This is a genomic window from Pseudomonas sp. DL, assembly GCF_047199225.1.
Classification (GTDB): Bacteria; Pseudomonadota; Gammaproteobacteria; order Pseudomonadales; family Pseudomonadaceae; genus Pseudomonas; species Pseudomonas aeruginosa.
This window is the reverse complement of record NZ_CP178323.1, coordinates 1,130,588-1,151,556: the sequence shown is the minus strand read 5'-3', so window position 1 is coordinate 1,151,556 and position 20,969 is coordinate 1,130,588. Positions and strand designations below refer to the sequence as shown.

At 68.1% G+C, this 20,969-nt stretch carries 21 protein-coding genes; 14 read left to right on the top strand and 7 right to left on the bottom strand.

Annotation, left to right across the window (positions count from 1 at the left end; all coding sequences use genetic code 11):
- Nucleotide 1: 1 nt before the first annotated feature.
- Complete coding sequence (narK2, locus tag ACI766_RS05380; RefSeq protein ID WP_023087017.1) at nt 2–1,408, bottom strand: nitrate/nitrite transporter NarK2; 1,407 nt, start codon at nt 1,406–1,408, stop codon at nt 2–4.
- An 11-nt stretch (nt 1,409–1,419) separates the two neighbouring features.
- On the bottom strand, nt 1,420–2,715 hold the full coding sequence (locus ACI766_RS05375; protein WP_003105298.1) for a nitrate/nitrite transporter: 1,296 nt from the start codon (nt 2,713–2,715) through the stop codon (nt 1,420–1,422).
- Nucleotides 2,716–2,889: 174 nt separating this feature from the next.
- Between ACI766_RS05375 and narX the strand changes: the two genes are divergently transcribed.
- The 10 genes from narX (at nt 2,890) to ACI766_RS05325 (ending at nt 10,650) form a co-directional block, all read left to right on the top strand.
- Nucleotides 2,890–4,758 (top strand): two-component system sensor histidine kinase NarX, encoded by a 1,869-nt coding sequence (narX, locus tag ACI766_RS05370; RefSeq protein ID WP_003105296.1) that lies wholly within the window; start codon nt 2,890–2,892, stop codon nt 4,756–4,758.
- Entirely contained in the window at nt 4,755–5,414 is a 660-nt protein-coding gene (gene narL / locus ACI766_RS05365; RefSeq protein WP_003092968.1) for a two-component system response regulator NarL, read from the top strand. The genes narX and narL overlap by 4 nt, the downstream gene beginning before the upstream one ends.
- A gap of 84 nt (nt 5,415–5,498) precedes the next feature.
- Nucleotides 5,499–5,894 carry an anaerobic/virulence modulator AnvM gene (gene anvM / locus ACI766_RS05360; RefSeq protein WP_003092971.1) on the top strand — a complete coding sequence of 132 codons (396 nt, stop codon included), beginning with the start codon at nt 5,499–5,501 and terminating at the stop codon, nt 5,892–5,894.
- A gap of 171 nt (nt 5,895–6,065) precedes the next feature.
- Entirely contained in the window at nt 6,066–6,530 is a 465-nt protein-coding gene (locus ACI766_RS05355; RefSeq protein WP_003092973.1) for a hypothetical protein, read from the top strand.
- A gap of 15 nt (nt 6,531–6,545) precedes the next feature.
- Nucleotides 6,546–7,295 (top strand): class I SAM-dependent methyltransferase, encoded by a 750-nt coding sequence (locus ACI766_RS05350; RefSeq protein ID WP_003111263.1) that lies wholly within the window; start codon nt 6,546–6,548, stop codon nt 7,293–7,295.
- 87 nt (nt 7,296–7,382) lie between these two features.
- On the top strand, nt 7,383–8,213 hold the full coding sequence (locus ACI766_RS05345) for an SDR family oxidoreductase (protein WP_003119258.1): 831 nt from the start codon (nt 7,383–7,385) through the stop codon (nt 8,211–8,213).
- 20 nt (nt 8,214–8,233) lie between these two features.
- The gene (locus ACI766_RS05340; RefSeq protein WP_003113771.1) at nt 8,234–8,620 is read left to right on the top strand and encodes a hypothetical protein; all 387 of its coding nucleotides are present in this window, start codon (nt 8,234–8,236) and stop codon (nt 8,618–8,620) included.
- Nucleotides 8,621–8,714: 94 nt separating this feature from the next.
- Complete coding sequence (tpbA, locus tag ACI766_RS05335) at nt 8,715–9,371, top strand: tyrosine phosphatase TpbA (protein ID WP_023087016.1); 657 nt, start codon at nt 8,715–8,717, stop codon at nt 9,369–9,371.
- Between the two features lie 104 nt (nt 9,372–9,475).
- A complete protein-coding gene (locus tag ACI766_RS05330; protein WP_003113770.1) occupies nt 9,476–10,375 on the top strand; it encodes a TIGR01459 family HAD-type hydrolase in 900 nt (299 codons plus the stop codon).
- Nucleotides 10,376–10,404: 29 nt separating this feature from the next.
- Nucleotides 10,405–10,650, top strand: a complete 246-nt coding sequence (locus tag ACI766_RS05325; protein ID WP_003092978.1) for a YgjV family protein — start codon at nt 10,405–10,407, stop codon at nt 10,648–10,650.
- Nucleotides 10,651–10,708: 58 nt separating this feature from the next.
- Here the strand turns inward: ACI766_RS05325 and ACI766_RS05320 are convergent, their stop codons facing one another.
- Nucleotides 10,709–11,983, bottom strand: a complete 1,275-nt coding sequence (locus ACI766_RS05320) for a cation:proton antiporter (RefSeq protein WP_003105667.1) — start codon at nt 11,981–11,983, stop codon at nt 10,709–10,711.
- A gap of 441 nt (nt 11,984–12,424) precedes the next feature.
- Between ACI766_RS05320 and ACI766_RS05315 the strand changes: the two genes are divergently transcribed.
- The 4 genes from ACI766_RS05315 to ACI766_RS05300 are packed head-to-tail and all read left to right on the top strand — an operon-like array spanning nt 12,425 to nt 15,920.
- Nucleotides 12,425–13,147: an ABC transporter permease gene (locus tag ACI766_RS05315; protein WP_003092982.1), complete on the top strand. Its 723-nt coding sequence runs from the start codon at nt 12,425–12,427 to the stop codon at nt 13,145–13,147.
- Nucleotides 13,147–14,082, top strand: a complete 936-nt coding sequence (locus ACI766_RS05310; RefSeq protein WP_003105663.1) for a glycine betaine ABC transporter substrate-binding protein — start codon at nt 13,147–13,149, stop codon at nt 14,080–14,082. Before ACI766_RS05315 ends, ACI766_RS05310 begins: the two co-directional genes overlap by 1 nt.
- A complete protein-coding gene (locus ACI766_RS05305; protein WP_003119254.1) occupies nt 14,082–14,744 on the top strand; it encodes an ABC transporter permease in 663 nt (220 codons plus the stop codon). The genes ACI766_RS05310 and ACI766_RS05305 overlap by 1 nt, the downstream gene beginning before the upstream one ends.
- A gap of 12 nt (nt 14,745–14,756) precedes the next feature.
- On the top strand, nt 14,757–15,920 hold the full coding sequence (locus ACI766_RS05300; RefSeq protein ID WP_003113768.1) for a betaine/proline/choline family ABC transporter ATP-binding protein: 1,164 nt from the start codon (nt 14,757–14,759) through the stop codon (nt 15,918–15,920).
- 127 nt (nt 15,921–16,047) lie between these two features.
- Here ACI766_RS05300 and ACI766_RS05295 read toward each other — a convergent pair whose 3' ends face one another.
- From ACI766_RS05295 to ACI766_RS05280, 4 genes are read right to left on the bottom strand one after another with little or no spacing between them, the layout of a single operon-like run.
- Entirely contained in the window at nt 16,048–16,956 is a 909-nt protein-coding gene (locus ACI766_RS05295) for an HlyD family secretion protein (RefSeq protein WP_003113767.1), read from the bottom strand.
- A 36-nt stretch (nt 16,957–16,992) separates the two neighbouring features.
- Nucleotides 16,993–17,193, bottom strand: coding sequence for a DUF1656 domain-containing protein (locus ACI766_RS05290; protein WP_003082823.1), 201 nt, complete (start codon nt 17,191–17,193; stop codon nt 16,993–16,995).
- Nucleotides 17,183–19,378 carry an FUSC family protein gene (locus ACI766_RS05285; protein ID WP_003092992.1) on the bottom strand — a complete coding sequence of 732 codons (2,196 nt, stop codon included), beginning with the start codon at nt 19,376–19,378 and terminating at the stop codon, nt 17,183–17,185. Before ACI766_RS05285 ends, ACI766_RS05290 begins: the two co-directional genes overlap by 11 nt.
- Nucleotides 19,375–20,865 carry an efflux transporter outer membrane subunit gene (locus tag ACI766_RS05280; protein ID WP_003143071.1) on the bottom strand — a complete coding sequence of 497 codons (1,491 nt, stop codon included), beginning with the start codon at nt 20,863–20,865 and terminating at the stop codon, nt 19,375–19,377. The genes ACI766_RS05285 and ACI766_RS05280 overlap by 4 nt, the downstream gene beginning before the upstream one ends.
- Nucleotides 20,866–20,969: the final 104 nt, after the last annotated feature.

Here is a 20,969-nt window from a genome sequence, read left to right as displayed (position 1 = left end):
CTCAACAGGGACTCTCCGCACCCTTGCGCGCGTACCACCACCAGGTGGCGACGATGCAGCTCAGGTAGTAGGCGATGAACACGTAGAGGGCGCCCTCGGCGCTGCCGGTCATGTGCAGCGAGGTGCCGAACGCCTTCGGGATGAAGAACCCGCCGAAGGCGCCGATGGCGGCGGAGAAGCCGATCACCGCGGCCGACTCCATGCTCGCGTTGCGCGCCGCGCCGGCTTCGTCGGCCTGGCCGTCGCGCACCCGCCGGGCCCACTCGTTGCGGAAGATCACCGGGATCATGCGGAAGGTGGAGCCGTTGCCGATGCCGGCGAAGAAGAACAGCAGGATGAAGGCGCCAAGGAAGCCGAAGAAGTTGCCCTGGCCGCCGTCGCCCGGCAGGAAGGCGATCACCGCGAACACCCCGCCGATCATCAGCGCGTAGTTCCACAGGGTGATCCGCGCGCCGCCGAACTTGTCCGCCAGCCAGCCGCCCAGGGGCCGGCTGAGGGCGCCCACCAGCGGACCGAGGAAGGCGTATTGCAGCGGGTTGACGTCGGGGAACTGGGTCTTGCTGAGCATCGCGAAGCCGGCCGAGAAGCCGATGAACGAGCCGAAGGTGGCCACGTACAGCCAGCACATCAGCCAGTTGTGCTTGCGCTTGAAGATCACCGCCTGGTCGCGGAACGAGGCCTTGGCGTCGGCGATGTCGTTCATCCCGAACCAGGCCGCGACCGATACCACGGCGATGAACGGCACCCAGATCCAGCCGGCGTTCTGCAGCCACAGGCGACCGCCGTCGCCGAGCTGCTGCGGCTCGCCGCCGAAGGCGCCGAACAGGCCGCCGGCCACCGCCAGCGGCACGGCGAACTGCATCACCGAGACGCCGAGGTTGCCGAGCCCGGCATTCAGGCCGAGGGCGGTGCCCTGCTGGCTCTTCGGATAGAAGAAGCTGATATTGGACATGCTCGAGGCGAAGTTGCCGCCGCCGAAGCCGCAGAGCAGCGCGATCAGGGCGAACACCCAGTACGGGGTGCTCGGGTCCTGCACGGCGAAGCCCAGCCAGATGCACGGGATCAGCATCGAGGCGGTGCTCAGGGCGGTCCAGCGACGACCGCCGAAGATCGGCACCATGAACGAATAGAACACCCGCAGGGTGGCGCCGGAGATCGACGGCAGCGCCGCGAGCAGGAACAGCTGGTCGTTGCTGAAGGCGAAGCCGGCGCTGTTCAGGCGCACAGTCACCGTGCTCCAGATCATCCACACGGCGAAGGCGAGCAGCAGCGCGGGGATCGAGATCCACAGGTTGCGGCTGGCGATGCGCTTGCCGTTGCGCGCCCAGAACTCGGGGTCCTCGGGGCGCCAGTCGAGCAGCAGCGGTCCCCGTGCGGCTTTCAGTTGGCTATTGGCGATCATGCCCATGACGGCATTCCTCAGGAGTGGGTGGGAAGGGTGGGAGGAAGGTCGACGTCGGCCGAGGCGGCCTGGCCGTCGATGCGGCGTTGCTGCTTGATCGCGTAGTGCATCCAGACCATGCAGACCACGGTCAGGCCGAACAGCAACATGAAGCAGGAGGAGCGCACGCCGATGTGGTCGGCGGCGTAGCCGAACAGGATCGGCAGGCAGAAGCCGCCGAGGCCGCCGATCACCCCGACCATGCCGCCGACGGTGCCCATGTTGCTCGGGTAGTAGTCGTGGATGATCCGGTACACGCTGGCCTTGCCGAAGCCCTGGGCAATGCCGACGACGAACACCAGGAAGGTGAACAGCCAGACGTTCAGGCCGATGCCCAGGCTGAGGTCGCCCTGGATGCCGTGGATGGTCATGGTGGTCTGCGGGTAGGAGAGGAAGAACAGGCACACCAGGCAGACCCAGAACACGCCCCAGTTCACCGAGCGCGCGCCGTAGTGGTCGCTGAACCAGCCACCGAGGGCGCGGATCAGGCCGGACGGCAGGGTGAACAGCATGGTGATGAAGGACGCGGTCTTCAGGTCCAGGCCGTATTCGGCGATGTAGTACTTCGGCAGCCACAGGGCCAGGGCGACGAAGCCGCCGAAGACGAAGAAGTAGTACAGGCCGAAGCGCCAGACGCGCAGCTCGGCGAGCGGCGCCAGTTGCTTGGCCAGGGTCGGCCGCTGGCTGGCCTCGGCGGCACCCTTGAGGTGCGCCGGATCGGTCCAGGTGAACAGCCAGAACAGCACGGCGGTGACCAGCATGGCTACCGAGTAGACCTGCGGCACCATGCGCCAGCCGAAGGCGACCACGATCATCGGCGCCACCAGGTTGGTGATCGCCGCGCCGGCATTGCCAGCACCGAAGATGCCCATCGCGGTGCCCTGGCGCTCCTTCTCGAACCAGGCCGAGGTGTAGGCGATGCCGACCGCGAAGGAGCCGCCGGCCAGGCCGACGAACAGGCCGAGCACCAGGTAGTGCCAGTACTGGCTGGCGAAGGCCAGGCCGTAGATCGGGATGGCCACCAGCAGCATGTGGATGAAGAACACGATGCGGCCGCCGAAGCGGTCGGTGATCAGGCCCAGCGGCAGGCGCACCAGGGAGCCGGTGAGGATCGGCAGGGCGACCATCAGGCCGAACTGGGATTCGCTCAGGCCGAGCTCGTCCTTGATGCGGATGCCGATGATCGAAAACATCGTCCACACGGCGAAATTCACCGCGAAGGACAAGGTACTCATGCCGAGGACGGAGTACTGTTTCTGACGTAGGGAAGCCATGGCTAAACTCTCTGCACGGACAGCGTTCAGCGAGAGCCTAGGGAAGGTGTTCCTATGCAAATTTGATAGGAATCAATGAAATACCGGCCGTTCCGTGCCTAGATGCGCGCCCCTACCTCGAAAGAGGTACGGCTGAAATTATTGCGCAACTCACTGTTTTAAAAGGCTTTTCTCATGAACAAGGCGACCGCGCCGGACGCTGACCAGCGGGACAGATTCTTTGGAGGTAGTGACAGGGCCGGAAAGCCGATCCTGCGCCGCTCCCTGGTAGTCCGCTTCGGCTGCTACCTCACCCTGCTGGTATCGCTGGCGCTGATCGGGATGTTCAGCGCCCTGCTCTTCGCCGACTACACGCACCAGGACGCCGCGGTGATCAACCACGCCGGCTCGTTGCGCATGCTCACCTACCGGGTCGCCCTGGAGCCCAGCCTGGAAGGCCGCCAGGCGCTGCTCGGGACCCTCGGCGAACGCCTCGACAGCGGCGACATCCGCCGCCTGCTGCAACGCCAGGACGCCGACGACCCGATCCGCCAGTTGCACCAGGAGCTGCGCGAGGGCCTCGCGCGCCTGGACCCGCGCGCGCTGCCCGGACGCGCCGTGCTGGACGCCTACGTCGGCGACATCGACCGTTTCGTCGGCATCCTCCAGGCCAAGGCCGAGCGCCGCTCGCAACTGCTCAGCACGGTGCAGGGCCTGTGCCTGTTCCTCAGCCTGCTGGTGGTGTTCGTCACCCTCTACGACCTCAGCTACCACGTCATCGGCCCGCTGCGCGAACTCACCAGCACCGCCCGCCGCCTGGGCCGCGGCGAGCTGGACGCGCGGGTCACCTACAGCGGCGAGGACGAACTGGCGCAACTGGGCGAGCGCTTCAACCAGATGGCCGGCGAGCTGAAGAGCATCTACGGCGACCTGGAAGAGCGCGTGGAGGACAAGACCCGCGCCCTCTCGCAGAGCCACCAGCGCCTCGAACTGCTCTACGCCAGCGCCCGCCGGCTGGGCGAGAACCCCTACGACAGCCGCACCCTGCAACCGCTGCTGAACCAGTTGGAGAAAGTGCTCGACGCCGGCCGCGTGACCCTCTGCCTGAACAAGGACGGGGTCGAGCGCGCCTACAGTTCGCTGACCACCACCGAGCGCCCGGCGGACTTCTGCCTGCAGGGCGACTGCGGTAGCTGCCGCGAGCAGGCCAGCGCCTGCGACCAACCCTCGTCCCTGGCCCAGCCATTGCTGATGCAGCCCCTGTCCATCGCCGGCCACCGTTTCGGCGAACTGTTCATCGAAAGCCGCAGCGGCCGCCTGGAGAACTGGCAGCAGCAACTGATCGAGACCTTCTGCGACAACATCGCCCGCACCTTCGCCCTGTCCCTGCAACAGGAACAGGAAAGCCGCCTGGCCCTGTTCGCCGAGCGCGGCACCATCGCCCGCGAACTGCACGATTCGCTGGCACAGTCGCTGTCCTACCTGAAGATCCAGGTCAGCCGCCTGGGCACCCTGCTCAAGCGCGAGGCGCCGGCGGAGAAGATCGAGGACACCCTCGACGAACTGCGCGAAGGCCTCAACGGCGCCTACCGGCAACTGCGCGAACTGCTCACCACCTTCCGCCTCAGCCTCGACGAGCCGAGCCTGGAAGCCGCGCTGGGGAACGCCGTGGCCGAGTTCGGCGAGCGCGGCGAGGTGACGATCGAACTGGACAACCGCCTGCAACACGTGCCGCTGAGCCCCAACGAGGAAATCCACGTCCTGCAGATCGTCCGCGAGGCGCTCTCCAACGTGGTTCGCCATTCGCAGGCGCAACGGGCCTGGGTGCGCCTGAGCAGCCAGGCCGACGGCCAGGTGAGCATCGCCGTCGAGGACGATGGCGTCGGCTTTGATCCGCAGCAGAACCGCAGCGGCCATTATGGGCTTACCATCATGCAGGAGCGCGGCCAGACCCTCGGCAGCCAGTTGCGCTTCGAAGCGCGCGCGCCCCACGGCACGCGAGTGCTCTTCAGCTTCGTGCCGACCGCCCTGCAACCCTCCGCCGCCAAGGAGCCGACCCCATGACGGACATGCCAGCCACCGCCGACGAACCGGTTCGCCTGCTGCTGGTGGACGACCATCCGATGATGCGCAAGGGCGTCGCCCAGTTGCTCGAACTGGAAGACGACCTCAGCGTGGTCGGCGAGGCCGGCAGCGGCGAGGAAGCCCTGCGCCTGGCCGCCGAACTGGACCCGGACATGATCCTGCTGGACCTGAACATGAAGGGCATGAACGGCCTGGACACCCTGCGCGCGTTGCGCGAGGCCGGAGTCGACGCGCGCATCGTGGTGTTCACCGTGTCCGACGACAAGGGCGACGTGGTCAACGTCCTGCGCGCCGGCGCCGACGGCTACCTGCTCAAGGACATGGAGCCGGAGCGCCTGCTCGAGCACATCCGCCAGGCCGCCACCGGACAGATGACCCTCAGCCCGCAGTTGACCCAGATCCTCGCCCAGGCCCTGCGGGGCGACGACCGCTCGAAGAGCCTCGACGAGCTGACCGAGCGCGAACGGCAGATCCTCCGCCAGATCGCCCACGGCTACAGCAACAAGATGATCGCGCGAAAGCTGGACATCACCGAAGGCACGGTGAAGGTCCATGTCAAGCGGGTGCTGCACAAGCTCGGCATGCGTTCGCGGGTCGAGGCCGCGGTGTGGGCGGTGGAGAACGACCTGGTGTAAGCCGCGCGCGGGCTTGATTCCGGTCAAGAAATCCACCGCGGCGCTGCGTCGATACTGGCGGCTTCCTTCCACGAGGCGCCCGTCATGATGTTCGAACGCAGCCCCGACGATCCCCTTCCCCTGGTCTACGCCTGCTCCGGCTGCTCCAACGTGGCGCAACTGGCCAACGATCTCGCGCTGCGCCTGGATCGCGCCCGGCTGGCGGAGATGTCCTGCATCGCCGGAGTCGGCGGCGACGTCCCGCTGCTGGTCCGCCGGGCCCGCTCCGGGCGACCGATCCTGGCCCTCGACGGTTGCCCGCTGCATTGCGTGAAAGGCTGCCTGGCGCGCCACGAGGTAGTCCCGACCCTGCACCTGACCCTCAGCGAACACGGCCTGAAGAAGCGCTACGGCGAGGACTGCGAGGCGCAGGACGCCGAGCGCCTGTTCGTCGAACTGGAGCGTCTGCTGACGCCGGGCGGCAAGCGCCGCTGCGAATGACGGCGAGGCCGGGGGCGGCGGCTATCCCCAGCCTGCCGAAACCCGCATCCCCGCCTTTCGGCCTCCCTCGCGCATATCGCGGCGCCTCCGCCGCGTAAGCGTGCCCGTACCGCCTGCGATACGCAGCAGTGCGCTAGGATGTCCCCTCGGCTTCGAAGAAAGGACATTTCAATGCTGATCGGTGCGCTGCTGGTTCTCACCTGGGTCATCCTCCTCGTCCGATACCCGGCCAAGGCCCTGCCGGTCTCCCTGGCGGCTCTCGCCGGGCTGGGCCTGGTGGCGGCCTGGGTGATCTGGCAGGACAACGACGAAAGCCGCCACCTGCAACGCCAGGAACTGCGCCTGAGCTATGCGCCGGAACGCTGTCCGGTGGACCGGCCGCTGGCGGTCGAACTGAAGAACGGCAGCGACCGACCGTTGCTGGAGCTACGCTGGAGGATCGCCGCCTACCGCCCCGGCGACAGCGTCAACCTGGCCGACACCAGCTTCGACAGCCCGCGCTACCGGGCGCCGAACGCCCTGCTCGGCGGCGACAGCTGGCACGATTGCCTGCCGCTGCCGCCGCTGCGTCCGGGCTATCGCGCCAGCACCCTGGAATTCCGCGCCGAACGCCTGGACGGGCGTTTCGGCAACTGACCGAGGGAGGACCCGATGGAAACCCGCCGTCTGTTCGACCAGGGCTCCGCTGCCTACGCCAGCGCCCGCCCGCGTTATCCCGATGCGCTCTACCGCCATCTCGCCGGGCTCTGCGGCCAGCGCCGGCGCGCCTGGGACTGCGCCACCGGTACCGGCCAGGCCGCGCTCGGCCTGGCGCAGTACTTCGGCGAAGTCCTCGCCAGCGACACCAGCGCGCAGCAGATCGAACACGCCGTTGTCCATCCGGGTATCCGCTACAGCGTGCAGGACGCCGAAGCCACCGACTATCCCGACGCCGCCTTCGACCTGGTCTGCGTAGCCCAGGCCTGGCACTGGTTCGACCATTCGCGCTTCAACCGCGAGCTGCTGCGCGTGCTGCGCCCCGGCGGCGTGTTCGCCGCCTGGGGCTACGGCTGGTTCAGCATCGACGCGCAGATCGATGCCGCCATCGACGAGGAATACCTGCGCCCGATCGGCCCGTACTGGGCGCAACAGAACCGCCTGCTGTGGAACGCCTACCGGGATGTCGAGCTGCCGCTGGGCGAACTCCCCGCGCCGGCCTTCGTCATCGAGCAACAATGGAGCCTGGCCCGGTTGTTCGACTACATGGCCACCTGGTCGGCCAGCCGCCTGTGCCGCGAGGCGCAGGGCAACGCTTTCGTGCGCCAGGCCCTGCAACGGGTCGCCGCGCTCTGGGGCGAGCCGACCTCGACACGCAGGGTTCGCATGCCGCTGGCGCTACGGATCGCGCGCAAGGACGCCTGACCGAGCCTTCGAGCGGTTTTCCGCGGCCGGCGAATCCAGTACGGTAGGCCGCCCTCCTTCCAACTCCCAGCCAAGGAACGCCGCCCCATGAGCCAACCCGTCGCCTTCGTCACCGGCTGCTCCAGCGGCATCGGCCGCGCCCTCGCCGACGCCTTCCAGCGCGCCGGCTACCGGGTCTGGGCCAGCGCGCGCAAGGAGGACGACGTGCGTGCCCTGGCCGAGGCCGGCTTCCAGGCGGTGCAACTGGACGTCAACGACGCCGCCGCGCTGGCCCGTCTGGCCGAGGAACTGGAAGTCGAAGCCGCCGGCCTCGACGTGCTGGTCAACAACGCCGGCTACGGCGCCATGGGTCCGCTGCTGGACGGCGGCGTCGACGCCATGCGCCGGCAGTTCGAGACCAACGTGTTCGCCGTGGTCGGCGTGACCCGCGCGCTGTTCCCGCTACTGAGGCGCAAGTCCGGCCTGGTGGTGAACGTCGGCAGCGTCTCCGGCGTGCTGGTCACGCCCTTCGCCGGCGCCTACTGCGCCTCCAAGGCCGCGGTGCATGCGCTGAGCGATGCCCTGCGCCTGGAGCTGGCTCCGTTCGGCGTCGAGGTGCTGGAAGTGCAGCCGGGCGCCATCGCCTCGAACTTCGGCGCCAGCGCCAGCCGCGAGATGGACAGCGTGGTCGACGAACGCTCGCCCTGGTGGCCGTTGCGCCGGCAGATCCAGGCGCGCGCCGCGGCATCCCAGGACAATCCCACGTCCGCCGAAGACTTCGCCCGCCAGTTGCTAGCCGCCGTGCAGCGCCGTCCGCGCCCGCCGCTGGTGCGCATCGGCAATGGCAGCCGGGCCCTGCCGGCGCTGGCCCGCTGGCTACCGCGCGGCCTGCTGGAGCGGCTGCTGAAGAAGCGCTTCGGCCTCGACACGCGCCTCTGAAACCGCCAGGAGATACCGCCATGGGCGACCGCCTTGCCGTACCCATCCGCTACTACGCCCTGGCCGGGATCGCCGCGGCGATCCTGCTCAACGTGCTGCTGCGCGGGGTGGTCCGCTTCGGCGGCCTGCCGGCCAGCCTGCTGATCGCCGCGCTGGTCGCCGGCGGCCTGGCCTGGTGGTTCGCCCGCGCGCAGCGGCGCTGGCCGACCTGGGGCGAGCGCTTGCGCCTGGTCGCCCTGTATGGCGGAGTGCTCGGGGTCCTTTACCTGCTGCTGGTCGGCCTCGCCTCGCTGAAAGGCGATCCCAGCCCGGCGGCACTGCTCATCGTGGTGCTGCACTACCTGTGCTATCCGGCGCTGTTGCTGGTGTTCTTCTCCGGCAGGGTCTATGGATTCTTCCTGCGCTGACAGGTGAGGCTGCCTCAACGAATTCTTCACATTCTCTTCAGCTCGGCTTGACCCGCCCTCGCCTAGTGTTGGCCACCCACCGCACGAGGCCGACATGCACCGTTCACCGCTCGCCTGGCTCCGCCTGCTCCTCGCCGCCGTGCTCGGCGCCTTCCTGCTCGGCGGCCCGCTGCATGCCGCCGAGACTGCCGCCACGCGTTCGCCAGCCTGGGCGCAAGCGGTCGACCCGTCGATCAACCTCTACCGCATGAGCCCCACCCTCTATCGCAGCGCGCTGCCCAACGCACAGAGCGTCGCGCTGCTGCAACGCCTGCAGGTGAAGACGGTGGTCAGCTTCATCAAGGACGACGACCGCGCCTGGCTGGGCCAGGCTCCGGTGCGGGTGCTCAGCCTGCCGACCCACGCCGACCGGGTCGACGACGCCGAGGTGCTCAGGGTCCTCCGCCAGTTGCAGGCCGCCGAGCGCGAAGGCCCGGTACTGATGCACTGCAAGCACGGCAACAACCGCACCGGACTGTTCGCCGCCATGTACCGCATCGTCGTGCAGGGCTGGGACAAGCAGGCCGCGCTGGAGGAAATGCAGCACGGCGGTTTCGGCGACGAGGACGACATGCGCGACGCCAGCGCCTATGTGCGCGGCGCCGACGTCGACGGCCTGCGCCTGGCGATGGCCAACGGCGAATGCAGCCCGTCGCGCTTCGCCGTCTGCCATGTGCGCGAGTGGATGGCCCAGGCGCTCGACCGGCCGTAAACACGCGCAGGGCCGAAAGGCTTGGTCCCGTCACGCAAGTTTGGCACCCTTGGGACTCGCCGCCGCACGCGGCGGCCCACTTCGACAGCCGCGACGAGACTCCCATGAGCGATGCCCCGACCTCCCCGCGCTTCAGCGCCGCCACCAGCACCCGCCTGCTCGACCATGCGCAACTGGAGGCGCTCTGCGCCGACTATGACGGCTTCCTTCTCGATCTCTGGGGCGTAGTGATGGACGGCACCGAGGCGTTCCCCGGCGCCCTTGCCTGGCTCGCCCGGCGGCACGCCGAAGGCCGCCCGGTCTGGTTCCTCAGCAACTCGTCCAGCAGCGTGGCGGAAATGAGCGCCGGGCTCGAGCGCCTGGGCATCCGGCGCGACTGGTTCGCCGGCATCACCACGTCCGGCCAGTTGACCATCGACGCCCTGCTGCAAACCGCCGAATACCGGCGTGGCGGTATCTACCTGGCCGGCGTCGGCCTGGCCCAGCAGAGCTGGCCGGCGGAAATCCGCGAGCGCTTCGTCGAGGACATCGCCCAGGCGGCGCTGATCGTCGGCGTCGGCAGCTTTCCCCAGGATGAACTGGAACAGCGCTTCGCGCCCCTGCGCGGCGCCACCGACCTACCGTTCCTCTGCGCCAACCCGGACCGCGTGGTGGTTTCCGGCGGCCGCACGGTATACGGCGCGGGCATGCTCGCCGAGCTGTTCAGCGAGGAAGGCGGCCAGGTCAGCTGGTACGGCAAGCCCGACCCGGCGGCCTTCCGCATCGCCCAGCGGCAACTGGAAGCGCGCGGCGCGCGGCACATCCTGTTCGTCGGCGACTCGCTGGTGACCGACGTCCCCGGCGCCCTCGCCGCGCGCATCGATACGCTCTGGCTGGGCGCCACCGGCATCCACCGCGAAGCCCTGGGCGCCGAGTTCAACGGAGCACTCGACGAGGAGCGGGTCAGGTCGCTGCTGCACGGCTATCCGATCCGACCGCACTTTGCCGCGCCAGGGCTGGTCTGACCCTCAAAGGTCGGAAAAAGGATGCACGCATGCACTGGCTGGACTACCTGCAATGGCCCGCCATGCTGGTCACGGTGGTGGCCGCCTGGCTGGTGGCGTCGGCGCATCGGCGAAGACGCAAGGTCGGCTTCTGGGTGTTCCTCGCCAGCAACCTGCTGTGGATCGCCTGGGGCCTGTACGCCCAGGCCTATGCGCTGATCCTGCTGCAGGTCTGCCTGGCGGCGATGAACCTGCGCGGCACCCATCGCAACGAAGCGCCACAGGACAGCGCCTGATGGCCGCCAACGAAAACGCCCGCCATGACGGCGGGCACTCGCTTTGCGAAGGCTGCGCTCAGTGCGCCCCCTCGCTTTTCTCCAGCGGCTGGCCGGCGTAGATACGACGCACCAGCGGGCCGATGGAAAGCCCCTGGAGCAGGATCGATACCAGCACCACGATGTAGGTCAGGCTGAGGATCAGGTCGCGCTCCGGCCCCAACGGCAGGGACAGCGCCAGCGCCACCGAGACGCCGCCGCGCAGCCCACCCCAGACCAGGATGCGGATGGTGCCCGCCGGTACCTGCCGGTTGGCGCCACGGAAACGGCGCAGGACCAGGATCGCCGGGCCCACCGTGAGCAGGCGCGAGACCAGCACCGCGCCGCCTAGGGCGAAGGCCGCCGCCACGTGCAGCCAGGAGAACGGCAACAGCAGCAGCTCCAGGCCGATCAGGGCGAACAGCAGGGCGTTGAGGATCTCGTCGATCAGTTCCCAGAACTTGTCCACGTAGCGCCGGGTCTCGTCCGACATCGCGTAGTGGCGTCCGTGGTTGCCGATGATCAGCCCGGCCACCACCATCGCGATCGGCGCCGATACGTGCAGGCGCGCGGCCAGCGCGGCACCGCCGATGACCAGGGCGAGGGTCAGCATGACCTCCACCTGGTACTGGTCGATGCCGCGCATCATCACGAACACGCCGTAGCCGAGCACCGCACCGAAGACCACGCCGCCGATGGCTTCCTGGACGAAGAGGATCGCCGTGGCGCTGACCGTGGGCGCCTCGCCGAGCTGGAGGATGCCGAGGATGATGGCGAACACCACCACCGCGGTGCCGTCGTTGAACAGCGACTCGCCGACGATGGTGGTCGCCAGCGGTTTCGGCGCGCCGGCGGACTTGAGGATGCCGAGCACGGCAATGGGGTCGGTCGGCGAGATCAGCGCGCCGAACAGCAGGCAGTAGATGAAATCCACCTGCCAGCCGAACAGCGGGAAGGTGTAGTAGGCCAGGCCACCGATGACGAAGGTGGCGATCAGCACCCCGGCGGTGGCCAGCAGGCCGATCGGCCACTTGTAGCTGCGCAGGTCGGAGAGGTCGACGTGCAGTGCGCCGGCGAACAGCAGCGCGGGCAGGAACCAGGTCATCAGCACTTCGGAGAAGTCGATGCGGCGGATGATTTCCTGCATCTCCACCTCGAGGATCGGATAGCCCAGTTCCGACAGCCCCTGGACGATCAGCGAGAACACCAGCGCCGTGGCCATCACGCCGATGGTCGGCGGCAGGCGGATGAAGCGGTAGTTCACGTAGGTGAGCAAGGTGGTCAAGGCAATGAATGCCGCGACGAGATCGAGCATGACGCGGGGTACTCCCTTAGCAGAAGGTAAAACACCTACCCCAAAAGGCCGATCCGTGAACCGTGGGGTGCGAATGTCTGGAAAAGCCCGAGAAAATTTCGGAACCCGCATCATAACCGCAGAAAAGCCCTGGACGTCCAGCGCACCGATACGGTGCATGGCGCGCCGCCGACGCGGCAGCACCATTATCGACCGCTTCCCCGGGAAAATTTCTTCGTTCACCGCCAGCCCAGGCGAGACGGCGGCTGCGGCCGCTTGCCCAGGCCCGGTCATGGCACAAGCATGGCCGTTTCGTTGAACCTCCGCGAACGACGAACGGTCAACCCTTTCAGGGTCGGGAATTCGGTGCCCATCCGAAGCCTTTGATTTCCGGCCTGTTTCCGCGCTTCGACGAAGCGCCCGACAGCGTAGCCAACGCTCATTCCGAAGGGAGTCCCGACCATGGTGAAAACCTGTGGCAAGGCCCTGCTCGGCCTCTGCGCCGCAGCCGCCGTACTGGCCTTGCTGATCCACTGGATCACCCCCGCGACCATCCTCCACTACCGCGAGGACCTGCTGTTCTACTTGCAGGCCCACCTGGTGCTGGTCTTCAGTTCGATGGCGGCCGCCCTGCTGGTCGGCGTGCCGGCCGGCATCCTGCTCAGCCGTCCCGGCATGCAGGCCCAGGCCGAACGCCTGATGCAGGTGTTCAACGTCGGCAACACCATCCCGCCGCTGGCGGTGCTGGCCATCGCCCTGGCGATCATCGGCATCGGCAACGGCCCGGCAATCCTCGCCCTGTTCCTCGCCTCGCTGCTGCCGATCGTGCGCAACACCTACGAGGGCCTGCGCAATGTCTCGCCGGCGCTGAAGGAAGCCGCCACCGGCATCGGCATGACGCCCAACCAGGTGCTGCTGCGGGTGGAACTGCCGAACGCGGTGCCGATCATCGTCGGCGGCGTGCGCGTGGCCCTGGCGCTGAACGTCGGCTCCGCGCCGCTGGCGTTCCTGATCGGCGCCAACAGCCTGGGCAGCCTGATCTTCCCCGGCATCTACCTGAACAACCACCAGCAACTGCTGCTCGGCGCCGCCTGCACGGCGCTCCTCGCCCTGCTGCTGGACGCCCTGGTGGTGCTGTTCAGCCGCATGTTCCTGGAACGCGGCCTGACCGCCAAGGAGGCCTGATGAACCGACTGATCCGCTCACTCTGCCTGGCCTGCGCCGGCCTGTTCGCCGCCGGCCTGGCGCAGGCGGAAACCCTGCGCATCGGCGGCAAGACCTTCACCGAGCAGCGCATCCTCACCGCCATCACCGCGCAGTTCCTGCAGAAGCGCGGCTACGACGTGACGGTCACCACCGGCCTGGGCAGCACCCTGGCCCGCGCCGCCCAGGAAAGCGGCCAACTGGATATCGTCTGGGAGTACACCGGCTCGTCGCTGATCGTCTACAACCACATCGACGAGAAGCTCGACGCCGCGGCTTCCTACCGCCGGGTCAAGCAACTCGACGAAGCCCAGGGCCTGGTCTGGCTGAAGCCGACCCGCTTCAACAACACCTATGCCCTGGCCATGCCCGAGGAACAGGCCGAGCGCCTGGGCATCCAGAGCGTCAGCGATCTCGCGCGGGTGCTCGCCGAACAGCAGGAGGCCGAGCCCGGGAGCACCCACCTGTTCGCCATGGACCCGGAGTTCGCCGGCCGCCCCGACGGCCTCGGCCCCATGAGCGAGCTGTACGCCCTGCACTTCACCCGCAACGACATCCGCCAGATGGACGCCGGGCTGGTCTACACCGCGCTGAAGAACCGCCAGGTGTTCCTCGGCCTCGTCTACACCACCGACGGCCGCCTGAAGGATTTCAAGCTGCGCGTGCTGAAGGACGACAAGCAGTACTTCCCCTTCTACAACGCCGCCCCGGTGGTGCGTAAGGAGGTCATGCAGCGCCATCCGGAGTTCGCCACGCTGTTCGATCCGATCATCGAGCGGCTCGACGACGCCACCATGCAGGCGCTCAACGCGCGGGTCGATATCGAGCAGCAGACGCCACAGAAGGTCGCCGCCGACTTCCTCCGCGAACACCACCTGCTCGACGACGGCCAGGCCGGCCAGGGAGGTAGCCAGTAATGGACTTCTTCAGCGTGCTTTCCCATCTCGACTGGTCCCAGGTCGGCCAGCTCACCCTCCAGCACCTGCTGCTGGTACTGGTCGCCGTAGGCCTGGCGATCCTCGTCGGCGTGCCGCTGGGCGTGCTGATGACCCGCTTCACGTGGCTGGCCGGCCCGTTGCAGGGCGCCGCCACGGTGATGCTGACCATCCCCTCGATCGCCCTGTTCGGCCTGCTGATGCCGGTCTACTCGGTATTCGGCCAGGGCCTCGGGCCGCTGCCGGCGATCACCGCGGTGTTCCTCTATTCGCTGCTGCCGATCCTGCGCAACACCTACCTCGCCCTGACCGGCGTCGAAGCGGGCATCCGCGAGGCCGGCAAGGGCATCGGCATGACCTTCTGGCAACGCCTGCGGATGGTCGACATTCCCCTCGCGGTGCCGGTGATCCTCGCCGGCGTACGCACCGCCGTGGTGATGAACATCGGCGTGATGACCATCGCCGCGGTGATCGGCGCCGGCGGCCTGGGCGTGCTGATCCTCACTTCCATCAGCCAGAGCAACATGCCGATGCTGGTGGTCGGCGCGGTACTGGTCAGCCTCCTGGCCATCGCCGCCGACCTGCTGCTGCAATGGCTGCAACGCATCCTCACCCCCAAGGGACTGCGCGCCAGCGCGCACTGACAGGAGCCGAACATGATCGAACTGGACAAGCTCAGCAAGACCTTCACCCAGAAGAACGGCAAGGAGTTCCGCGCCGTCGATTCCGTCAGCCTGACCGTGGAGAAAGGCGAGATCTGCGTCTTCCTCGGCCCCTCCGGCTGCGGCAAGACCACCACCCTGAAGATGATCAACCGGATCATCCCGCCGACCTCCGGCCGCGTGCTGATCGACGGCCAGGACACCGCGGACCTCGACGAAGTCACCCTGCGCCGCCACATCGGCTACGTGATCCAGCAGATCGGCCTGTTCCCGAACATGACCATCGAGGAAAACATCATGGTCGTGCCGCGCCTGCTCGGCTGGGACAAGGCGCGCTGCAAGGAGAAGGCCCGCGAGCTGATGAGCATGGTCAAGCTGGAGCCCAAGCAGTACCTGCAACGCTACCCGCGCGAACTCTCCGGCGGCCAGCAGCAGCGCGTCGGGGTAATCCGCGCGCTGGCGGCGGACGCGCCGCTGCTGCTGATGGACGAGCCGTTCGGCGCGGTCGATCCGATCAACCGCGAGTCGATCCAGAACGAGTTCTTCGAAATGCAGCGCAAGCTCGGCATGACCGTGATCATGGTCAGCCACGACATCGACGAAGCCATCAAGCTGGGTGACAAGGTGGCGGTGTTCAAGAGCGGCCGGCTGCTCCAGTACGACCACCCGGACACCCTGCTGGCGCACCCGGCGGACGAGTTCGTCAGCGCCTTCACCGGCCAGGACAGCACGCTCAAGCGCCTGCTCCTGGTGCGCGCCGAAGACGCCGCCGACAGCAGCCTGGTCACCGCCCGGCCGCAGACCCCGGTGGCCGAGGCGCTGGAACTGATGGACGAGAACGACCGGCGCTACCTGATCGTGGTGGATGACCAGGGCAAGGGCCTGGGCTACGTGCGACGCAAGGACCTGCGCCGCCAGGAGGGCACCTGCGCGCCGTTCGTCACCCCGTTCCGGGTCACCGCCAGCCACGACGAGCACCTGCGCATCCTGTTGTCGCGGATGTACGAGTTCAACAGCTCCTGGCTGCCGGTGCTCGACCCCGACCAGCAGTTCCTCGGCGAGGTCACCCAGGAATCCATCGCCGACTACCTCAGCTCCGGCCGCTCGCGCGGCGGCAAGGGCCTGATCGTGTCGCCGGCCGAACAGGTCGGGGCCTAGGCCGCCGGGTGGATATTCACCGCCGGCAGCCGCCAACCGCAGCGTATTCCTGGCGAGTGGCGCCCTCTTCCGCCCCGCCGAAACGAAAAAGCCCGGCATCCGCCGGGCTTCTCCCTGCCCCTTCCACTCAACCGGCCCGCCCCGGCGCCTGCGCCGCCGAGGCCTGGTCGTCGCGCCCTTGCGGCTTGACGATCACCGTGCAGGTGATCCCCGCCGAGAGCAGCACGCCGTCCGGCACTTCGTCGATGTGTACCCGCACCGGCACGCGCTGGGCCAGGCGCACCCAGTTGAAAGTGGGGTTGACGTCGGCGGTCAGCTCGCGGCTTTCCGGGTTGTCGCGGTCGTAGATGCCGCGGGCGATGCTTTCCACGTGGCCCTTGAGGTGTTCGCCGCTCATCAGCTGCATGTCCACCGGGTCGCCTTCGCGGATGTACGGCAGCTTGGTTTCCTCGAAGTAGCCGTAGACCCAGTAGGAGTTCTTGTCGATCACCGCCATCTTCGCCTCGCCGACCCGCGCGTAGTCGCCACGGTGCACGTTGAGGTTGGTGACGTAGCCGTCGACCTGCGCCACCACCCGGGTGCGCTCCAGGTTCAGGCGCGCGGCGTCGAGCTGGGCCTTGGCCTGCTCGTAGTCGGCCATCGCCGCGGCGGCGGTGTTGTGGGCGTCGTCGCGGCTTTCGCGGGAGACCACCATCTCATCCATTTCCGCGCGCCGCCGGGCGTTCAACTGGCGCATCTCCAGGGTCGCCTTGCGCGAGGCAACCAGCGACTCGGCCTGCTTCACCGCAATACGGTAGTGGTCGGGGTCGATCTGCATCAGCAGGTCGCCTTTCTTCACCAACTGGTTGTCGCGCACCGGGACGTCGACGACGATCCCGGAAACGTCGGCGGCGACATTGATCACGTCGGCGCGCACGCGACCGTCACGGGTCCAGGGGGTGTCCATGTAGTTGACCCACAGGGTCCGCCCGATGAATACGGCGACCAGCAGGATCAGCAGGGTCGCCAGCAGGCTGATTACGGATTTCAAGGTCATGGTCGGCTCACGATAACGAAGAGGTGCGCTACCGCCTCAGCGGTAGATGGTCAGGGACAGGCCGCCGTACAGGCAGGCGAACAGGCTGACCCGGAACAGCGCCGGGTGCCAGGTGAAGCGATACAGGCCAACCGAGGCGAAGATCCGGTCGAGCCCCCAGGTGAGCGCCGCGGCGATCACGAACAACAGCGTCAGGGTCGGCATGTAGACCCCATGGATGGCGATTTCACGAGGCATGGACGGTACCTTGGCCGCTCGTCCGGCCGGCCAGTTCGGTCAGTGGCGAGGTCGGCGCGAGCAGGGAAGAACGGATGAAGTGCAGGTAGCTGCGCACCCGCCGTAGCGGCGAGCTGTCGAAGTGCGGCGCGCAGGGTTCGTCGGTGTGCCTGGCCGCGTGGATGGCCTGGTCGACAGCCGCCAGGGCGCGCTCCAGGTTCTCCGCACCGGGGCGCACGAACAGCCGGATCAGGGCCCGCCCCATGGCGCGGATCGCCTGGCGCCAGGGCATGGCCTCGGCGTAGCAGGGTTCGTCCGGCAGGCGCTCCTGCTCGCGACGCAGCTCGATGATCGCGTGGCCGACCTCGAGCACCAGGAACATCCAGCGCAGCAGCCCGCGCTGCACGTCCGGGCGCCCGGCGGCGACGCCATAGGCCTGGTTCAGCAGGTCGCGGGTACCGCTTTCGAAGGCCGAGCCAAGCCCCCTGCTCCTGCCGCTGATGGCGAACACCACGCGCATCCGCAGGTCGCGCTCGAGGCGCTTCCACAGCCAGGCGCTGTTGGGCGGCAGAATGACCGCGGCGGCCGCGGCCGAGAGCAGCATCGAGAGGATCAGGGCGATGTACTCGTTGATCACGTGGGCCGGGTCGTAGACGGTCAGGTTCGCCGGCACCGAACCGAAGCAGAAGAACACCAGCAGGCCGAGACCGTAGCCGGCCCACTGCGGCCGCGAGGAGATGAACGCGCCGAGGGCGAACACCGGCGCCAGTACCAGGCATAGCAGCGGGAAACCGTCGATATGCGGGTAGACGAAGAACATCTCGCTGAAGCCGAGCAGCGCCGCCGCCATGGTGCCGATGGCCATCTGCATGGCGACCTTCTTCGGGTTCGGCGCCGCCGAGGCCAGCGCCGAGACCGCCACCGCGTTGAGGGCGAAGGTGCCGCCGCTGGGCCAGGTGCTGTAGATCCAGAAACAGCCGAACAGCAGGATCATCAACCCGGTGCGCATCCCCGCCACTGCCGCCGCCACCGCGTTGGCCTTGGCGGTGAAGGCGTCCTTCCACTGCTCGCGCTCGTGGCGGTGGGCGGCCAGCGAGGCATGGGTCAGGGCGTAGTCGTGCATTTCCTCGGCGAAACGGTAGAGCAGCTCGGCGGCGGTATTGAAGTCCAGCCGCGCCTCTTCGCCCGGCTCCCGCGCCAGCAGTTCTCCGCGCGCCTGGCGGATGCGCGCCATCAGGCGTTCGCGGCAGTCGGCGAGGCGCTGGGCGAAGCGCTCGGCGTCATGGTCGGTGACGGCGCGGCCACGGATCTCCTCGAGCAGCCCGGTGATTTCCTCCAGGCACGGTTCGAACGCTTCCAGCACCTGGGTGGAGCCCTGCGCGCGCAGGCGTTCGAGCAGTTGGTGGAGGGCGTGGAAACGGGTATTCATGGCCATGAACTCGCTGCTCAGGCGAATCAGCCGGCCATTGCGCAGGCGCATGTGCGGATCCTCGAAGGCGCTCGCCGCGCGCATCGTCTCCAGGCCCACGGCCTGGGCGGCGAAGGCCACGTTGCTGCTTTCGAAGCGCTCGCGCCCGCCGACCCCGCGCAGGCTGTCGAGGACGAACGCGGCGAACAGGCCGAAGCGCACGTACAGCGCATTGCGCATCGCCGCGCTGGTGGTCTGCGGCATGATCACCGCGCTGACCACCCCCGAGCAGAGGATCGCCAGGCTGATTTCCAGGACCCGCCAGATCGCCTGCATGAAGGCGCCTTCCGGATGGCTGGTGGCGGGGATGCCGATCAGCGTCGCGGTGTAGCCGGCGAGCACGCAGGCGTAGGAGCGGAAGTCACGGTAGCGGGCGGCCCCGGCGGTGCAGAGGCCGATCCAGATCGCCGAGCTGAGCAGGAACAGCACTCGCTCCTGGGCGAACAGGGCGATCAGGGTGACCATCACGCTGAGGCCGACCAGGGTGCCGAGGATGCGGTAGAAGCTCTTGGCGAACACCTGGCCGCTCTGCGGCTGCATGACGATGAACACGGTGATGGTCGCCGTGCTCGGCTGCGGCAATTCCAGGCGCATCGCCAGCCAGAGGGTCAGGAAGGCCGCGCAGAGCACCTTGAACACGTAGATCCAGGTCGCCCCGTCGCTGCGCGCCCACTCGGCCAGCGCGCGCCGCCACTCGTCGCGGCTGGGCAGGGCGAAACCAGCGGAGCGGCCGCTCATCGCGAAGACACCGCTCTGACCGGGACGTTCTCCGGCGCCAGCTTCCGCTGCACCGGCGTATCGGCGCCGGCCCCGACGCCGCCGCCGAGGGCGGTGAGCAGGCTGGCATGGGCGGCCAGCCGGGCGGCCTGCACCTGCTCCTGGACCAGTTGCTGCTGGAACAGCCGGGTCTGCGCGTTGAGCACGTTGAGGTAATCGGTGAGGCCGCGCTGGTAGGCCAGGGTGGCGATATCGTAGGTCTTCTGCGCGGAAGCCACCGATTGCGCGGCGAAGTCCTTCTGGATGTCCACCGAATGCAGGCGGATCAACTGGTCGGAAATGTTCTTCAGCGCATCCACCAGGGTCTGGTTGTATTGCTCCACCGCCGCGTCGTAGCCGGCCGCCGCCTCGCCCAACTGCGAACGCAGGCGGCCGCCGTCGAAGATCGGCAGGGTCACCGCCGGGCCGGCGCTGTAGGTGTACTTGGCGCTGCGGAAGAACTCCAGCATGCCGCCGCCGACGGCACTGAAGCCGACCGAGGCCATCAGGTCGACGTTGGGGTAGAAGTCGGCGCGCGCCACGTCCACGCCCTTGGCCAGGGCGGCGACCTGCCAGCGGCGGGCGACCACATCCGGGCGGCGACCGAGCAGTTCGGCTGGCAAGGCGCTGGGCAGGCTCGGCTGCGCCGCCAGGTTCAGGCTTGGCCGGCGGATCGTGCGGCCCTCGCCCGGGCCCTTGCCGGCCAGTGCGGCGAGCAGGTTGCGGGTGAGCTGGATTTCTTCGTCGATCACCTCGATGCGGCGCTCGGTCTCGGGCAGCGGCACTTCCGCCTGGCTGACCTCGAAATGCGTGCCGATGCCGCCGCGCAGGCGACGCTGGGCCAGGGCGAGGATGTCGCGCTGCTGTTGCAGCATGGCCTTGGCGATGTCCATCTCGGCGTACTGCAACGAGAGCTGGACGTAGGCGCGGACGATGTTGCCCTCCAGCTCGAGCTGCGCCTGGCGCGCCTCGGCGGCGGCCATGTGGGCCAGGTCGACGGCGCGCTCGCTGTCGCTGCGGTCGCGCCCCCAGAGATCGAGCTTGTAGTTCAGGCCGATCTCGGTGGAGTTGTTCCAGGAAGTGGTCCGCGCCAGGTCGCCGGGGCCGTAGAAATAGTCGTCCGGCCAGCGGTGGCGGACCAGCGAGCCCTTGCCCTCGATCTGCGGCGACTCGATGGACTCCACCAGCCCGGCCATGGACTTCGCCTGGCGTACCCGCGCATGGGCTACCGCCAGGCCTGGATTGCCGTCCAGCGCCTTCTCGATCCAGGCGTCCAGCTGCGGATCGGCATACACCTTCCACCACTGCGCCTGCGGCCAGCCGGCCTCGCGGGCGGCAGCCTGGATCGCATGGTCGGTGGCCAGGGCGTTGGCGTCGAGCGTGGCGGCCTCGGGGGCGATATCGCCTGTACTGACACAACCGGATATTGCGGAGAAAACGACGAGAAAACCGACGAAGGAGCCGACCAAGGTCAGTTCCTTCCTGAGAGCACGCGGCACGTTGTCTGATCCTGGAGGGGCGAAGCACGGAATTTGAACGGTACGGGCGCCGTTCAACCCGCTCGAGCGTTCGT

What these genes read in the sequence shown, in the direction of transcription:
- narK2 (WP_023087017.1), bottom strand. Translation starts at nt 1,408, where the DNA reads ATGGGCATGATCGCCAATAGCCAACTGAAAGCCGCACGGGGACCGCTG.
- ACI766_RS05375 (WP_003105298.1), bottom strand. Translation starts at nt 2,715, where the DNA reads ATGGCTTCCCTACGTCAGAAACAGTACTCCGTCCTCGGCATGAGTACC.
- narX (WP_003105296.1), top strand. Translation starts at nt 2,890, where the DNA reads ATGAACAAGGCGACCGCGCCGGACGCTGACCAGCGGGACAGATTCTTT.
- narL (WP_003092968.1), top strand. Translation starts at nt 4,755, where the DNA reads ATGACGGACATGCCAGCCACCGCCGACGAACCGGTTCGCCTGCTGCTG.
- anvM (WP_003092971.1), top strand. Translation starts at nt 5,499, where the DNA reads ATGATGTTCGAACGCAGCCCCGACGATCCCCTTCCCCTGGTCTACGCC.
- ACI766_RS05355 (WP_003092973.1), top strand. Translation starts at nt 6,066, where the DNA reads ATGCTGATCGGTGCGCTGCTGGTTCTCACCTGGGTCATCCTCCTCGTC.
- ACI766_RS05350 (WP_003111263.1), top strand. Translation starts at nt 6,546, where the DNA reads ATGGAAACCCGCCGTCTGTTCGACCAGGGCTCCGCTGCCTACGCCAGC.
- ACI766_RS05345 (WP_003119258.1), top strand. Translation starts at nt 7,383, where the DNA reads ATGAGCCAACCCGTCGCCTTCGTCACCGGCTGCTCCAGCGGCATCGGC.
- ACI766_RS05340 (WP_003113771.1), top strand. Translation starts at nt 8,234, where the DNA reads ATGGGCGACCGCCTTGCCGTACCCATCCGCTACTACGCCCTGGCCGGG.
- tpbA (WP_023087016.1), top strand. Translation starts at nt 8,715, where the DNA reads ATGCACCGTTCACCGCTCGCCTGGCTCCGCCTGCTCCTCGCCGCCGTG.
- ACI766_RS05330 (WP_003113770.1), top strand. Translation starts at nt 9,476, where the DNA reads ATGAGCGATGCCCCGACCTCCCCGCGCTTCAGCGCCGCCACCAGCACC.
- ACI766_RS05325 (WP_003092978.1), top strand. Translation starts at nt 10,405, where the DNA reads ATGCACTGGCTGGACTACCTGCAATGGCCCGCCATGCTGGTCACGGTG.
- ACI766_RS05320 (WP_003105667.1), bottom strand. Translation starts at nt 11,983, where the DNA reads ATGCTCGATCTCGTCGCGGCATTCATTGCCTTGACCACCTTGCTCACC.
- ACI766_RS05315 (WP_003092982.1), top strand. Translation starts at nt 12,425, where the DNA reads ATGGTGAAAACCTGTGGCAAGGCCCTGCTCGGCCTCTGCGCCGCAGCC.
- ACI766_RS05310 (WP_003105663.1), top strand. Translation starts at nt 13,147, where the DNA reads ATGAACCGACTGATCCGCTCACTCTGCCTGGCCTGCGCCGGCCTGTTC.
- ACI766_RS05305 (WP_003119254.1), top strand. Translation starts at nt 14,082, where the DNA reads ATGGACTTCTTCAGCGTGCTTTCCCATCTCGACTGGTCCCAGGTCGGC.
- ACI766_RS05300 (WP_003113768.1), top strand. Translation starts at nt 14,757, where the DNA reads ATGATCGAACTGGACAAGCTCAGCAAGACCTTCACCCAGAAGAACGGC.
- ACI766_RS05295 (WP_003113767.1), bottom strand. Translation starts at nt 16,956, where the DNA reads ATGACCTTGAAATCCGTAATCAGCCTGCTGGCGACCCTGCTGATCCTG.
- ACI766_RS05290 (WP_003082823.1), bottom strand. Translation starts at nt 17,193, where the DNA reads ATGCCTCGTGAAATCGCCATCCATGGGGTCTACATGCCGACCCTGACG.
- ACI766_RS05285 (WP_003092992.1), bottom strand. Translation starts at nt 19,378, where the DNA reads ATGAGCGGCCGCTCCGCTGGTTTCGCCCTGCCCAGCCGCGACGAGTGG.